Origin of the sequence: Micromonospora tarapacensis, assembly GCF_019697375.1 — a bacterium.
Lineage (GTDB): Bacteria > Actinomycetota > Actinomycetes > Mycobacteriales > Micromonosporaceae > Micromonospora > Micromonospora tarapacensis.
This window is the reverse complement of record NZ_JAHCDI010000003.1, coordinates 292,236-306,391: the sequence shown is the minus strand read 5'-3', so window position 1 is coordinate 306,391 and position 14,156 is coordinate 292,236. Positions and strand designations below refer to the sequence as shown.

Genomic DNA, 14,156 nt, shown 5'->3' with positions numbered 1-14,156 from the left:
CGGGCGGTGCTCCGCGGCGCCCCGCGCTCATCCGCCTGCCCTGCCGATGAGACGCGAGCGAGCCCTCCGGCCGGCCACCCACCTCGTAAGGTGTGCGGATGCGGGCGGACTACTCCACACCCGGCCGAGGCGGCAGCCCATGGGCGGTGCTCTTGGCGGTGCTCGGTGGCTGCTGGGTGGTCGCGGTCACGATCGGATCGCAGACCGGCGGCTGGGCTGTCGACCAGGTGCTGCTGATCGGCGGGATGGACCGGTGGGTGCCGCTCTGGCCGGTGGTCTGCCTGCTCGCCGTGCCACTGATCGGTGCCGCGGCCCTGCCACTGGCCCTGATCCCCGCTCGGCGGCGGTCCGCGTCGCCGGCCGGCTGTGGTTGGCCGGGGCGCTCGTGCTCGCCGTGCTCGGACTGCTGCGGGCCATCCCCCCGGTGCACCACGAGGCGTACCTCGCGGCGCTGACCGTGACGGCCACGCTGCTGGCCCTGGCCGCGAGCCGGTTGTCGCACCACGTCCTCGGTCCCGGCCGGCCGGATGGCGGACCCGGGCGGCCCGACGGCGAACCCGGCCGGCATACGGGCGGTCCGGACGAGCGCGCGGGCGGTCCGGACGAACGGGCGCCGCGCTCCAACGTGCGCCCTTCGGTGGTGACCCTGCTCGCCCTGGCCGCCGGGCTGACCCTGCTGCTCCCCTGGGTCTGGCTGGGCGCGCTCGGCGGGCTGGTGGAGACCGTTCTCGCCGGACTGGCCGCGGCGGCGGTCGGCGTGCTGGCCGGTGCGCTGCTGGACGCTCGGTTCTGGGGGCGGTTCGAGGTCGGCGAGCCGCCCCGGCCCGCCCGGCTGGTGCTGGTGGGCGGCCTCGTGGCCGGGGTGGTGCTGCTGCTGGTCGGTGCCGGCGGCGGCCAGTCCGGCGCCCAGTTGCCGCTGCTGGTGACGTTGCCACCGACGGGCTTCGCGTTGGCCGCGCTGCGCGCCCTGAGTCACCGCGCCGCCGGGGCCACCAACCGGACACCGACCGCCTGGCTGGTCGGGCTCGGCATGTTCGGTCCGCTCGCCTTCACCGATCCGGAGGAGATCAGTCTGCTGCTGGTCGGCGCGCGGGACGTGCCCTTCTGGGTGGCGGTCGCCGCCGGCGCCAGGCTCGCCGCCGGGCTCCTGCTGGCGACCGCGTACGGCCTGCTGCTGGCCCGCCCGGCGGCCCGTCCGCCGCGCCGGGCGGTGGCCGCGGCGACCGCCCTGGCTCTGCTGCTCACCGTCGGGTTGGTCGGTGCCACCGCCGGCCAGCCGGGACTGCACGGTGAGCGGCTCTTCGTGGTGCTGCGGGAACAGGCCGACCTCACCGACCTGACCGGCGGGCCGGGAAGGGCGGGGCGGGACGCCCGCGTCGGGGAGGTCTACCGACGACTGGTCGACACCGCCGAGCGCACCCAGGCCGACCTACGGCGGGACCTACGCCGGTTGCGGCTGGACCACACCCCCTACTACCTGGTCAACGGTGTGGAGGTAGCTGGCGGACCGGGGGTGCGGGCCTGGTTGGCCGGCCGCCCCGAGGCGGCGCGGGTGCTGGTGAGCCAGCGGCTGCGCCCGTTGCCGGCGCCCCCGGTCGCGGCGCCGGCGGCGCGACCGCCCCGACCGGCCCGCCGTGGAACATCACGATGATCGGTGCGGACCGGGTCTGGTCCGGACTCGGGGTCACCGGTGCCGGGATCACCGTGGGCAGTTCCGACTCCGGGGTGGACGGGCAACACCCGAGCCTGGCCGAGGGCTTCCGGGGTGGCGACGATTCGTGGTTCGACCCCTGGAACGCCACCCGCACGCCGACCGACCGGAGCGGGCACGGCACCCACACGACGGGCAGCGCGGTGGGCCGGGGCGGCATCGGCGTGGCCCCCGGTGCGCAGTGGGTCGGCTGCGTCAATCTCGACCGCAATCTCGGCAGCCCGGCGTACTACCTGGACTGTCTCCAGTTCATGCTGGCGCCCTTTCCGCCCGGCGGGGACCCCTTCATCCGGGGCCGGCCGGCCCGGGCGCCGGAGATCCTGACCAACTCGTGGGGCTGCCCGCCGATCGAGGGTTGCGACCCACGGACCCTGCGGCCGGCCACCGAGGCGCTGGAGGCGGCCGGGATCCTCGTCGTCGCGGCTGCCGGCAACACCGGCCCGTTCTGCGGCTCGGTGCAGGACCCGCCCGCGCCGTACGCGGACGTGCTGACGGTGGGCGCGGTGGACGGCCGGCGTCGGGTCACCGCCTTCTCCTCCCGCGGCCCGGCGGCCGGCGGGGTGACCAAGCCGGACCTGATGGCGCCGGGGGCCGACGTCCTCTCCGCGATGCCCGGCGGTGGGTACGCGGTGCTCGACGGCACGTCGATGGCCGCCCCGCAGGTGGCCGGCGTGGTGGCGTTGATGTGGTCGGCCAACCCGGAACTCGTCGGTGACCTCGATCGAACCCGGCGCATCCTGCGCGAGACGGCCACCCCGGTCGAGGCCAGCCACCGATCTCGGAACCAGACCGACGAGTGCGGCGGCACGGGGAACGTCGTCGGCGCCGGGCTGGTCGACGCCTACGCCGCCGTCTCAGCCGCCCGCAGCTGACGCGCGGGGCATGCTGAGCGGTGACCGGGATCGGCGGGCGATCGACCGTCGGCAGGGTCGATCACCGGGGAAGCGGCACAGCATCGGCTGTGGGCCGACGGCGATGCAGCACCAGCAAGGCGGCCAGGCCGGCGAGCAGGCCCCAGAACGCGGCGCCGATGCCGAGCACGGCGACGCCCGACGCGGTGACGACGAACGTCACCACAGCGGGCAACACCATGGCCGGGTCGGAGACGGCGTTGCCCAGTGACGAGCCGAGGGCGGGCAGCAGGGCCAGGCCGGCGACGGCGATCACCAGCACCGGCGGGGAGAGCAACACGAGCGCGGTCGCCACGCCCGCCCCGATCCCGAGCAGCACCTGGCCGCCCGCCAGGGCCAGGGTGGCGATCCAGCGCCGGCGCGGGTCGGGGTGGGCCTCGGGACCGGCGGTCAGGGCGGCGGTGATGGCGGCGAGGTTTACCTGGTGGCCGCCGGACAGGGCACCAGCCGCGCTCACCAGACCGGTCGTGACCAGCGCGGGCCGCAGTGGTGCCTGGTACCCGTAGCTGGACAGGACCGCGGCGCCCGGTACGTTCTGGCCGGCCATGGTGACCAGGAACAACGGAAGTGCGAGGCCGACGATGGCACCGAGGTCGAAGGTGGGGACGGTCCAGGCCAGGGCGGGTCGCAGCGTGGCGTCGGCGAGGCCCGCGTGCTGCCCGGTCAGGCCGATCGCCGCCACCGCCGCGACCAGCGCGCCCGGCACCGCCCAGCCGCGCGCGAAGCGCAGCAGCACCGCCCAGGTAACGATGACCGGCACCGCCAGTGCCGGGACGTCCACCAGGGCCTGGACCGGAGCCGTGCACAGCGGCACGAGGATGCCGGCAAGCATCGCACCGGCGACCGGCCGCGGGATGGCCGCGATCACGCGCGCCAACCACGGCACCAGGCCGGCGACCACGGTCAGCGCCGCGCAGACCAGGAAGGCACCGACGGCCGTGGGAAGCCGCCCGCCACCGGGCCGGCCCCGACGAGCAGGGCCGCGCCGGGCGTGGACCACGCGATCGCGATGGGCGTCCGGTAACGCAGGGTCAGCACCGCGCCGGCTACCCCGATGCCGAGACAGGTGGCGAGCAGGCCCGAGGCGGCCTGGGCCGAGTTGGCGCCGACGGCCTGCAACCCGGCGAGCACGAGCGTGAACGAACTCGCGTAGCCCACGATCGCGCTCAGCAGGCCGGCGACGACCGGTCGTACCCAATCCATCAGCGCTCCTCCCGTCGTTCCGTAAACGGAACGGACGCCGGGTGGCACCATACGCAGATGACCACGCGCGGGACAAGCCCCCAGCACCAGGGGCCGGCAGTGGGCCGGCGGCTGCGCGGGCTGCGTGAAACGCGCGGGCTGACCCTCTCCGAACTGGCCCGCCTGGCCGGCGTGGGAAAGGCGACCCTGTCCGGACTGGAGAACGGCACCCGCGATCCGCGACTGGAGACCCTCTACGCGATCGCCGCCGCACTCGGTGTGCCGATGAGCGCGCTGACACTCGACCGCGGCGCCCCGGCCACGGCCGCCTCACCGGTGCGGGGCGAGGCGGTGGTGTCGACGCTGCTGGAGGTCTTCGAGGAGCCGGCCGCCACCTACGAGCTGTTCGCCCTGCGCATCGTCGTCGGCGTCGAGCAGGTCTCGCCCGCCCACCCGGCCGGCGCGACCGAGCACCTGTCCGTCTTCCGCGGCCAGGCCCGGGTCGGGCCGGTCGGCGCGCCCTGTCGGCCGGCCCCGGCGACCACGTCTCCTGGGCCGCCGACACCCCTCATTTCTACGCCGCGGTCGGCACGGAAGAGGTCGAGGCGAGCCTGCTGATCCGCACACCTCGCGGCTGACCAGACCGGAGATCATAAATTCGGGGAAGCCTGGAACTGCTATCTTGCGGACTCATGGATGACGGTCGTTCCCCGGCGACGGCGACTCCCCTCCCGCTCCCCTCGACAGCCCGGTGGCGTGGCCTGGCGCTGCTGATCCTGCTCGGCGTGCCGGCCCTCGTCGTGGCCCTGTGCTGCGGGGCCGTTCACGTCACCGGTCAATCCTGACCGTCGGGCCGCGCTGACCGCCGATGATGGGAGGCGACGCCGGTCAGGACTGACACCGGCGCCTGATTTGATCTAGGGTCGGCAGCCATGGACGCCGGGATCAGCATCGCCGAGTTGACCGTCGAGCAGACGCCCGAGGTGGCGGCACTCTGCCGGCGGGCGCTCGACCTGCCGGAGGACGCGGCCGAGGCGGGGCCGCTCGTGGCGACGCTCTGGCCACGGGCCGCCGCCGACCGGACGGTACGGGTGCTCGGTGCCCACCGGGAGGAAGAGCTGGTCGGCGTACTGATCAGCTCCCTCTCCGCCGCTGACGGGCGAGTCGGGCACGTGGATCTGCTGGCGGTGGAGCCGCGGCTGCGGCGGCGGGGCGTCGGGCGGGCCCTGCTCGGGCACGCCGAACGGGCGCTGGCCGACCTCGGCGCAGGCGAGGTGCTGCTCGCCGGAAACCCGCCGCACTATGCCTGGCCGGGCATTGACGTGCGCTACACCCCGGCCGTCTGTCTCGCGCTCGCGCTCGGCTACCGGCAGGACCGTACCGCCTGGAACATGACCGCCGACCTGTCGGACGACGGGTCGCCGGCGCTGCGGTCGACGGAGGTCGCCGAGGCCCGGTTGGCCGGGCAGGCGGTGACGGTACGCCGCGCGGAGCCGGCCGACCTGCCGGCGCTCGCCGCGTTCGCCCAGGCGACCTTCGGCGGCACCTGGGATGCCGAGTTGGCCGGTTCGCTCGGCCGCCCCGACGCCGGCTGCCACCTGGCCGAACGCCACGGTGAGGTGCTCGGCTTTGCGGCGTACGGGTCGTCCCGGCCGAGTTGGTTCGGACCGATGGGCACCGCGCCCGCCGCCGAAGGGTCGGGCATCGGCGGCGTCCTCCTGCGTCGCTGTCTGCGCGACCAGCGGGCGGCGGGAGTCGAGGCCGCGCAGATTGGCTGGGTCGGGCCGATCCCCTTCTATTCGGGTAGCGCGGGCGCCCGTATCGAGCGGGTGTTCTTTCTCTACCGGAAGCCGCTCCGAACCACGGAGACGGCAGACAGCCAATAGTTCTTGAATCTGCCATTCGCCCGCCCGGGTCATCGACGCCCCCTACCGTTCGGGTAGAGGAGGCAGCATGACCATGGAGGACGATCAGACCCAGGACGCGCCGCCGGTCACCTGGACCCCGGTACACGAACTCCCCGACCAACTGGCGATCGACCGGCTCGACTACGGCGACGCCGCGCAGCTCGCGGAGATGACCGGAGCGAGTGAGCCGCCGGAGGAACCGGTCACCCTGGTGGACGAACCGGTTCCGCACCGCCCGCCGTACGACCGGGCGCAGAAGCGACGGAACCAGCGACCGCTGCCGACATAGCGAAAAGGGGGCGGTCCGCTGACGCGGACCGCCCCTTTGCGGTTGGAGCTGGACTCAGAAGTCCATGTCCCCGCCACCCGGGCCAGCCGGGGCGGCCGGGGTCTTCTCCGGCTTGTCCGCCACGACGGCCTCGGTGGTGAGGAACAGCGCGGCGATCGACGCGGCGTTCTGCAGCGCCGAACGGGTCACCTTGGCCGGGTCGATGATGCCCGCGGCCAGCAGGTCGACGTACTCGCCGCTGGCAGCGTTGAGGCCGTGACCGGCATCCAGGTTGCGGACCCGCTCGACCACGACGCCGCCCTCGAGGCCGGCGTTGACGGCGATCTGCCGCAGCGGAGCGTCCAGCGCGATCTTGACGATCTGCGCACCGGTCGCCTCGTCGCCGGCCAGGTCGAGCTTGTCGAAGGCGGTCTTGCCGGCCTGCACCAGCGCGACGCCACCACCCGGGACGATGCCCTCCTCGACGGCGGCCTTGGCGTTGCGGACCGCGTCCTCGATACGGTGCTTGCGCTCCTTGAGCTCGACCTCGGTGGCCGCGCCGACCTTGATCACCGCAACACCGCCGGCCAGCTTGGCCAGGCGCTCCTGCAGCTTCTCCCGGTCGTAGTCGGAGTCGCTCTTGTCGATCTCGGCCCGGATCTGGTTGACCCGGCCCTGGATCTGCTCGGCATCGCCGGCACCGTCGACGATCGTGGTCTCGTCCTTGGTCACCACGACCTTGCGGGCACGGCCCAGCATGTCGAGGCCGGCGGCGTCCAGCTTGAGGCCGACCTCCTCGCTGATGACCTGGCCACCGGTGAGGATGGCGATGTCGGTCAGCATGGCCTTGCGGCGGTCACCGAAGCCCGGCGCCTTGACGGCGACCGACTTGAAGGTGCCGCGGACCTTGTTGACCACCAGGGTGGCCAGGGCCTCGCCCTCCAGGTCCTCGGCGATGATCAGCAGCGGCTTGCCGCCCTGCATGACCTTCTCCAGGATCGGGAGCAGATCCTTGACCGACGAGATCTTGCTGTTCGCGATCAGGATGTACGGGTCGTCGAAGACGGCCTCCATACGCTCCGGGTCGGTCATGAAGTAGGCCGAGATGTAGCCCTTGTCGAAGCGCATACCCTCGGTGAGCTCAAGCTCAAGGCCGAAGGTGTTGCTCTCCTCGACGGTGATGACGCCTTCCTTGCCGACCTTGTCCATCGCCTCGGCGATGATCTCGCCGACGCTGCTGTCACCAGCGGAGATGGAGGCGGTGGAGGCGATCTGCTCCTTGGTCTCGACGTCCTTGGCGAGCTTCAGCAGCTCCTCCGAGACGCTCGCGACCGCGGCCTCGATGCCCCGCTTCAGGGCCATCGGGTTGGCACCGGCGGCCACGTTGCGCAGACCCTCGCGGACGAGGGCCTGGGCCAGGACGGTCGCCGTCGTCGTGCCGTCACCGGCCACGTCGTCGGTCTTCTTGGCGACCTCCTTGACCAGCTCGGCGCCGATCTTCTCGTACGGGTCCTCGAGCTCGATCTCCTTGGCGATGCTCACACCATCGTTGGTGATGGTGGGGGCACCCCACTTCTTCTCGAGCACGACGTTGCGGCCCTTGGGGCCGAGGGTCACCTTTACGGCGTCGGCGAGCTGGTTCATGCCCCGCTCGAGGCCGCGGCGCGCCTCTTCGTCGAACGCGATCATCTTGGCCATACGGCGTTGTCCTCCTGGACACTCACGGGCCACCCGAGTGTGTGCCCCGGATGGGCCGTCTGGTGTACGCACCTTGGGACGTCGCCACCTGGCGACGGCGACGTCTCCTCGGCCGGGCCGGATAGCCCGCGACGACCGGCCACGTGCCCCACCCGTGGTTATGTCACGAGCGCGACCGCAGCCCCACCGTCCCGACCAGTTGGCACTCACGCCATGCGAGTGCCAATGACTTGTTTAGCACTCTGCCCTGCCGAGTGCAAGCACGATGGCCCGGGTCAGCCGAGTTCGGCGGCCAGTTGCGCGCCGTTGACCGGGCCTTCATGGGCACGCTGCTCGGCGTAGGTGACGACGAGCCCGACCAGTTGGGCGAGGTACGCCGGCAGCGTCAACACCGACACCACCACGATCGTGAGGACGACTCCCACCGCCGTGCCCGGCGAGTCGAGCGCGGTGGCGCCGAACGGCAGGATCGCCACCGACTCGACCAGGCCCGTGACCAGTGAGACGCTGATCACGGCGGCGGCCACCAGCGCCACCCGGCCGAGCAGCAGCCCCAGCCGGTCGCGCAGCATCCGGTGCGACCGGCCGATCGGATCCCGCCGCTCGAACAGGTACACCGGGCCGGCCATGGCGAGCGCGAACGCCGCGTAGACGCCGGGCAGGAAGCACAGGCAGAACCCGATGCCGACGATCAGCACGACGAGCAGCGACCAACCCCAGAGTCCGGGCGCCCGGCGCAGGCCGTAACGCAGGGCCGCGCCGGCAGTGACCGGCTCGCCGGCCGCCTGCCGGGCGATCACCCAGGTGCCGGCGGCCCAGCCGAGGCACTGCACCAGGCCGAGAAGCAGACTGCCGCCGAGCAGGACGACCAGCAGCGTGGACAGGTCCGTCCAGAAGGTCGCGGGCAGCGCGGCGGCATCACCGGCGAGCTCGGCGTCCCAGCGTGCCGAGGGATCGACGGCCAGCGTGAGCACCGACAGCACCGCCCCGGGCAGCACCTGGGTGAGCACGAGGATCGGCAGCAGCGGGCGCCAGCCCCGGCGGGCCGCCCCCGCACAACGCGCGAACCAGGCGCCGAGCCCCGCCCCGGGCGGGGTCACCAGCGGATCGGAAGGATCGTGCCCGTACCCGCCCGGGTGGTACCAGCCGTAGGCCGGCTGACCGGGGTAGGGCGGCTGGCCCGGATAGGGCGGCACCGCGGCGTGGGGCGGCTGGCCGGGCGCCGGGCCGGCGGGATGACCGCCCCAGGCCGGCGGCGTGCCGGGAGACTCGCCGGGGGTGGGCGAGGACGGACCCGCCGGGGGTGGCTGGTCGGACATGGACGCTCCTCAGCGATGGCCGGATCGGTCCATGATCTTCCCTCGTGAGGCGTCCGCACCGCAGCCCCCCTCCGGCCACGATCACGCCGCCCCTGGCCGGCGATCGGTCGGCGGGTGGGGACCTGCCTCAGGCGATGAGGCGTACCTGCTCGGCCTGTGGGCCCTTCTGGCCCTGGGCGATCTCGAACTCCACCCGCTGGCCGTCGTCCAGCGCCTTGTAGCCGTCCATCTCGATCGCGGAGAAGTGGACGAAGACGTCCTGCCCGCCGTCGACGGCGATGAAGCCGTAGCCCTTCTCGGCGTTGAACCACTTCACGGTGCCCTGTGCCACGGTCTTGTCCTCACTCTGCGCGGCGTGCCACTACTTCGGGTCGCCGACGCACGCGCCGACGACCCGGAACCACCGGTCTCGGCAATCGGCGACGACCACTGAAACGGGTGACCGAAATCGCACGGTACACGAGGCGTGACGGAGGCGCACGACCACAAATCGGACGTATTGCAGCCCTTCGGCATCGTCGTCCGTCATTGTGATAAGTATCCGGGCATGACGAGTGTCACCGACGGAACCGGCATGCGGCGGGCACCCGTCCGCCGGGTCGAGCCGGCGGACGCCGCCCGGATGCGGGCGCTGCGCCTGGAGATGCTCGCCGACGCACCGCTGGCCTTCCTGGAGACGATCGCCGAGGCGGCAGCCCGCCCGCACGCCGAGTACGCCGCCCGGATCGCCCAGGTCTCGGCCGGCACCCACACGGCACAGTTCGTGGCGGACCCGGGCGGTCGGCTGGTCGGGCACGCGGGTGGGATGGCACACCCGACAGAGCCCGGGTTGACCGTGCTCTACGCGGTCTACCTCACCCCGGCCTGGCGAGGCAACGGCCTGCTCGCCGATCTGGTCGCCGGGGTCGCCGCATGGTCACGGGCCTGCGGGCGCGACGAACTGATGCTCGAGGTGGTGGTGGGCAACGACCGCGCCTACCGGGCCTACCAGCGGCTCGGCTTCGTGGACACCGGCGTGCGCGTCCCGCACCCGAGGATTCCCGCCCTCCGCGAACTCCAGATGCGCCGCGCGGCGTAGGCGTCGGGCGCCTCGCCCCACCCGCAAACCCGCGCCCAGCTCTCAGCTGTGCCGGCGACTCTGCACGATGCGGAAGCGGTTGGCGACGTACGCGCCATCGGTCAACGCCGCATTCGCCGCCGCGTTCGCGCCGCTGCCGTGGAAGTCGGAGAAGGCCGCCGACTGGTTCACGAAGACGCCGCCGGTGAGGTTGCCGGACAGGTGCACCCCGACCTCGATCGCGGCCTTCTCGGTGGCGTCCAGCACCGCCTCTTCGGTGGAGTAGACCGCCGCCGTGAGTGCACCCTTCTCCCGCACGGTCGAGCGCAGGATCTCAAGGCTGTGCGCGGTGGAGTCGGTCGCGATGGCGAAGGAGATCGGCCCGAACCACTCCCGCGCGTAGGTCGCGGTGTCGTCGGCGTCCAGCTTGACGATGGTCGGCGTACGCACGACGGCGTCCGGGAACGACGGGTGCTCGACGACCCGTGACTCCAACACCGGCTGGCCGACCTTGGTGACCTCGTCCAGGCGCTCCAGCACGCCGTCGTTGACGATCGCACCGGTCAGCTCCACACCGCGGGCCGGGTCGGCGGTGAGTTTGCCGATCGCCGCGGCGATCCCGGCGGCCACCTCGTCGAAGCTCTTGTGCCCCTGGTCGGTGTCGATCCCGCCGCGGGGGATGAGGATGTTCTGCGAGGTGGTGCACATCTGGCCGCTGTAGAGCGTCAGCGTGAAGCCCAGGTTGCGGCACATCCCGGCGAAGTCGTCGGTCGAATCGACCACCACCGTGTTCAGGCCCGCCTTCTCGGTGTACACCGACGCCTGCCGGGCGTTGGCCTCCAGCCAGTCGCCGTACTCGGTGGAACCGGTGAAGTCGACGATCCTGACCGCCGGATGCAGGGCCAGCGTGGAGGCCAACCGCTCGCCGGGGGCCTCGGGGGCGAGCAGCACCAGGTTCGGGTCGAAGCCGGCCTCGGCGAGCACCTCGCGGGCGTACCGAACCGTGATGGCCAGCGGTAGCACGGCGCGCGGGTGCGGCTTGACCACCACCGGGTTGCCGGTGACCAGCGAGGCGAACAGTCCCGGGTACGAGTTCCAGGTCGGGAAGGTGTTGCAGGCGACGACCAGGGCGACTCCCCGGGGCACCACGTGAAACGTCTTGGTCATCCGCAGCGGGTCGCCCTTGCCGGCGGGCTTCTCCCAGCCGGCGGCGCCCGGGTGCCGGGTCATCTCGGCGTAGGCGTAGGCGACCGACTCCAGCGCACGATCGAGTGCGTGGGCCCCGCCGGCCTGGAAGGCCATCACGAACGCCTGGCCGCTGGTGAACTGCACCGCGTTGGCCAGCTCGAAGACGTTCCGGTGCAGCCGGTCCAGGATCTCCAGGCAGACGCCCGCCCGCGCCTGCGGGCCGGCGTCGCGCCAGGCGGGCAGCGCGGCGGACGCGGCGGCGACGAGCTGGTCCGGGGTGGCGTGCGGATAGCGCACGTTCAGCGCGACGCCGAACGGGCTGGTCTCGGTGGCCAGCCGGTCGCCGTCGCCCGGCTGGTCGAGCGGGAAGTCGCCGCCCAGGTACGCCTCGTAGGCGGCCTTGCCGTCGGCGGCGGCGGTCTCGCCGTACACCCGCGGGCTGGGTGACTCCGGGTAGGCGGACCAGTACCCGCGCTCCGTGATCGCGGTCAGCGCACGGTTGAGGGTCTCGGCGTGCCTGTCGTAAAGGGGGTGCGGGGTGTCCGTCATGCCCGCCATCATGCAACAGAAGGGCACCAGATCAGTAGGGGCGTGTCACAACTCAGAGCGTCAGCTGCCAGTCCGTCCAGGCGTCGACGGGGTGGTAGCCGAGTTGTTCGTTGATAGTGATCATGTGGTCGTTGGCCGCCGCGTTCCAGGTGTCGATCACGGTCAGCGCCGGCTCGTGCGCCAGCGCATGCCGCAGGTTCTCGACCTTGACGAGCAGGCCGAGGCGGTGCCCCCGATGCGCCGGATCGACGATCGTGATCTCCTGCCAGGCGTGCCACGGCGTCGACGGGCCCCTGTCGATCATCGTCCAGGCGACCAGCCGGCCGGTCGCCTCGTGCACCGCGCCCACGTGGTGGTCGCGCCGGCCGCGCGCGGCCCGGATCCGCTCGGCCTCCCGGATCCGTGCGGCGTCCACCTTCTCGGCCTCGATGGCGAGATCACCGGTCGGCGCGTCGGTGAGCAGCCGGCCCTCCAGCCGGGCCACGTCGGGGACGTACGCCTCGGGGACCGGGCCCCGCCACGCCACCATCCGGTAGCCGGCGGCCCGCCCGCGAGCGGTCTCGTGCAGCGCGGTCAGAGCCGCGTGGTCGAGCCGGCCGACGTCCAGCCGGCGCCGGACCTCGGCCAGCGCGGCCTGCGCCCCGACCGCCGCCGCGAAGGCCGCGCCGGGCACCTCCGCGCCGGCTCACCGGGCAGCGCGCCGGCCGTCTCACCGATCAGCCGCGCGCGGCCGTGCTCGGCGGCCACCCGCCGGGCGTACGCCAGTAACGCCCGGCCCACCCCCTGCCGCCGGTGGGCCGGGTCGACCATCAGCTCGACGGTGGCGTTGCCGGTGTTCTCCAGCTGGGGCAGCCGCATCCGCAGGTGCCCGGCCGGCACGCCGTCCCGCCGGGCCAACGCCCGGTAAACGACGCTGCCGTAGGGCGGATGTGCGGCGTCGAGGCCGAACTCGGCCCGGTCGCCCACCGGCAGGTCGGGCAGGTCCGTGGTCAGCGCCGCGCAGACGACCCGGTACGCCGCGTCGAGCGCGGTCTCGTCGGCGGGTTCGTACGGCGTCACGGCGATGCCCATGGTCGCGAGCCTGCCCGCCGCCCGCTGACCGCCGCCATCGGTCTTCCGGACCGTCACAGCGCCACCTGCCAGTTGCTCCACCGGTCCATGGACCGGAAGCCCAACTGCTCGTTGATCGCAATCATGTGATCGTTGCTGCCGGCGTTGAAGGTGTCGATCGCCCGGACGGCGGGCTCGTACGCGAGCAGGTGCCGCAGATTCTCGATCTTGGCGAGCAGGCCGAGCCGGTGTCCCCGGTGCTCCGGGTCGACGATGGTGATCTGCTGTAAGGCGTGCCAGTCCGCCGACGGCCCGACGTCCAGCAGCGTCCACGCGACCAACCGGCCGGACGTCTCGTGGCGCACGCCGACGTGGTAGCGCCGCCTGCCGCGCGCCTCCAGCGCCAGGTCCGTGCCGCGCAGCCGCTCCGCGTCGACCTGCTCCGGTTCCCACGCCAGGTCACCCATTGGCGCGTCCTCCAGCAGCCGTCCGTCGAGATACGCCACGTCGGCGGCGAACTCCTCGGGAGTGCCTCCGCGCCAGTGCAGCACCTGGTAACCGGCCGCCCGGGCCCGGGCGTCGACCAGCAGCGAGTCCAGTTTCGCCTGGTCGAGATCGGCGATGTTCAGTCGGCGCCGAATGTCGGGCAGGGCGTCGACCGCACCGAAGACCGCAGCGAAGGCGGCGGCCACCGAGGGGCGGTCGGGCGCGCCGGGCAGGTGCGCCAGGCTCATCGCGCTCACCCGCTTACGCCCCTGCGCGCGCAGCACGCCGAGGGCGTGCTCGACCAGCGCCCGGCCCACTCCCCGCCGGCGGCACTCCGGGTGCACCACCAGCTCGGCGGAGGCGTTCTCGGTGTTGTCCAGTTGCGGCAGGTCGAGCAGGAGGTAACCGGCGGGCTCGCCGTCGAGGTGGGCCAGCAGGCGCACCGGCCCGCTGCCCGGCATCGGATGGTTCATCATCCCCGTGAACCGTTGCCGGCAGAAGGGCGGGAAGTCGGGCAGGTCGGCGGCGACGTACGCCGACCCGATCCGGTAGGCCTGCTCGACCGCGGTCTCGTCGGCGGGCCCGAAGGGGGTGACGGTGATGGTCATGCGGGCAGCGTGCGGCAGAGACAGACGAGCGGGCCAGCGATTTTCCGCTGGCCCGCTCGGACGTTGGTCGGGAGGGACGATCGCACAACGCCTCCGGCGCTGGGTCGTAAAGACTCAAAGTCTACGGCGAAACGCCCTCCCGCACGGAGCATCTTGCGCCGTCCGATTCCTGCCGTCAAGTCCCCGGCGGCGTGTTTTCCGCACTCACCGCGAAAACCCAGT

12 protein-coding genes and 2 pseudogenes are annotated in these 14,156 nt (G+C 72.8%); 6 read left to right on the top strand and 8 right to left on the bottom strand.

What is annotated here, in order from left to right:
- Positions 1-98 precede the first annotated feature (98 nt).
- A pseudogene (locus KIF24_RS02275) lies at positions 99-2,583 on the top strand (S8 family serine peptidase).
- A gap of 61 nt (positions 2,584-2,644) precedes the next feature.
- Here the strand turns inward: KIF24_RS02275 and KIF24_RS02270 are convergent.
- Together KIF24_RS02270 and KIF24_RS33780 are read right to left on the bottom strand one after the other, a co-directional pair.
- Positions 2,645-3,508, bottom strand: coding sequence for a benzoate/H(+) symporter BenE family transporter (locus tag KIF24_RS02270; RefSeq protein WP_331461013.1), 864 nt, complete (start codon positions 3,506-3,508; stop codon positions 2,645-2,647).
- 17 nt (positions 3,509-3,525) lie between these two features.
- A complete protein-coding gene (locus tag KIF24_RS33780) occupies positions 3,526-3,825 on the bottom strand; it encodes a benzoate/H(+) symporter BenE family transporter (RefSeq protein ID WP_269440565.1) in 300 nt (99 codons plus the stop codon).
- A 57-nt stretch (positions 3,826-3,882) separates the two neighbouring features.
- Between KIF24_RS33780 and KIF24_RS02265 the strand changes: the two genes are divergently transcribed.
- The 4 genes from KIF24_RS02265 (at position 3,883) to KIF24_RS02250 (ending at position 6,000) form a co-directional block, all read left to right on the top strand.
- Complete coding sequence (locus tag KIF24_RS02265; protein ID WP_230414805.1) at positions 3,883-4,422, top strand: helix-turn-helix domain-containing protein; 540 nt, start codon at positions 3,883-3,885, stop codon at positions 4,420-4,422.
- Positions 4,423-4,496: 74 nt separating this feature from the next.
- Positions 4,497-4,649 carry a hypothetical protein gene (locus KIF24_RS02260; protein WP_221082547.1) on the top strand — a complete coding sequence of 51 codons (153 nt, stop codon included), beginning with the start codon at positions 4,497-4,499 and terminating at the stop codon, positions 4,647-4,649.
- Positions 4,650-4,736: 87 nt separating this feature from the next.
- Entirely contained in the window at positions 4,737-5,690 is a 954-nt protein-coding gene (locus KIF24_RS02255) for a GNAT family N-acetyltransferase (protein WP_221082546.1), read from the top strand.
- Between the two features lie 73 nt (positions 5,691-5,763).
- Positions 5,764-6,000, top strand: coding sequence for a hypothetical protein (locus KIF24_RS02250; protein ID WP_407939887.1), 237 nt, complete (start codon positions 5,764-5,766; stop codon positions 5,998-6,000).
- 54 nt (positions 6,001-6,054) lie between these two features.
- Here the strand turns inward: KIF24_RS02250 and groL are convergent, their stop codons facing one another.
- The 3 genes from groL to KIF24_RS02235 form a co-directional block, all read right to left on the bottom strand.
- A complete protein-coding gene (gene groL, locus KIF24_RS02245) occupies positions 6,055-7,677 on the bottom strand; it encodes a chaperonin GroEL (RefSeq protein WP_221082545.1) in 1,623 nt (540 codons plus the stop codon).
- A 275-nt stretch (positions 7,678-7,952) separates the two neighbouring features.
- On the bottom strand, positions 7,953-8,996 hold the full coding sequence (locus tag KIF24_RS02240; protein ID WP_221082544.1) for a hypothetical protein: 1,044 nt from the start codon (positions 8,994-8,996) through the stop codon (positions 7,953-7,955).
- 127 nt (positions 8,997-9,123) lie between these two features.
- Positions 9,124-9,327 (bottom strand): cold-shock protein, encoded by a 204-nt coding sequence (locus tag KIF24_RS02235; RefSeq protein WP_221082543.1) that lies wholly within the window; start codon positions 9,325-9,327, stop codon positions 9,124-9,126.
- Between the two features lie 216 nt (positions 9,328-9,543).
- Here KIF24_RS02235 and KIF24_RS02230 point away from each other — a divergent pair, with 216 nt between their 5' ends.
- The gene (locus KIF24_RS02230; protein WP_221082542.1) at positions 9,544-10,074 is read left to right on the top strand and encodes a GNAT family N-acetyltransferase; all 531 of its coding nucleotides are present in this window, start codon (positions 9,544-9,546) and stop codon (positions 10,072-10,074) included.
- Between the two features lie 42 nt (positions 10,075-10,116).
- Here KIF24_RS02230 and paaN read toward each other — a convergent pair whose 3' ends face one another.
- The 3 genes and pseudogenes from paaN to KIF24_RS02215 form a co-directional block, all read right to left on the bottom strand.
- A complete protein-coding gene (gene paaN, locus KIF24_RS02225) occupies positions 10,117-11,790 on the bottom strand; it encodes a phenylacetic acid degradation protein PaaN (RefSeq protein WP_221082541.1) in 1,674 nt (557 codons plus the stop codon).
- A gap of 52 nt (positions 11,791-11,842) precedes the next feature.
- Positions 11,843-12,861 (bottom strand): annotated as a pseudogene (locus KIF24_RS02220) (N-acetyltransferase family protein).
- A 53-nt stretch (positions 12,862-12,914) separates the two neighbouring features.
- Complete coding sequence (locus KIF24_RS02215) at positions 12,915-13,934, bottom strand: GNAT family N-acetyltransferase (RefSeq protein ID WP_221082540.1); 1,020 nt, start codon at positions 13,932-13,934, stop codon at positions 12,915-12,917.
- Positions 13,935-14,156 lie beyond the last annotated feature (222 nt).

Bases quoted from the DNA above. Each gene is read 5' to 3' on its own strand.
- KIF24_RS33780 (WP_269440565.1), bottom strand. From the start codon at position 3,825: ATGGATTGGGTACGACCGGTCGTCGCCGGCCTGCTGAGCGCGATCGTG.
- KIF24_RS02265 (WP_230414805.1), top strand. From the start codon at position 3,883: ATGACCACGCGCGGGACAAGCCCCCAGCACCAGGGGCCGGCAGTGGGC.
- KIF24_RS02260 (WP_221082547.1), top strand. From the start codon at position 4,497: ATGGATGACGGTCGTTCCCCGGCGACGGCGACTCCCCTCCCGCTCCCC.
- KIF24_RS02255 (WP_221082546.1), top strand. From the start codon at position 4,737: ATGGACGCCGGGATCAGCATCGCCGAGTTGACCGTCGAGCAGACGCCC.
- KIF24_RS02250 (WP_407939887.1), top strand. From the start codon at position 5,764: ATGGAGGACGATCAGACCCAGGACGCGCCGCCGGTCACCTGGACCCCG.
- groL (WP_221082545.1), bottom strand. From the start codon at position 7,677: ATGGCCAAGATGATCGCGTTCGACGAAGAGGCGCGCCGCGGCCTCGAG.
- KIF24_RS02240 (WP_221082544.1), bottom strand. From the start codon at position 8,996: ATGTCCGACCAGCCACCCCCGGCGGGTCCGTCCTCGCCCACCCCCGGC.
- KIF24_RS02230 (WP_221082542.1), top strand. From the start codon at position 9,544: ATGACGAGTGTCACCGACGGAACCGGCATGCGGCGGGCACCCGTCCGC.
- paaN (WP_221082541.1), bottom strand. From the start codon at position 11,790: ATGACGGACACCCCGCACCCCCTTTACGACAGGCACGCCGAGACCCTC.
- KIF24_RS02215 (WP_221082540.1), bottom strand. From the start codon at position 13,934: ATGACCATCACCGTCACCCCCTTCGGGCCCGCCGACGAGACCGCGGTC.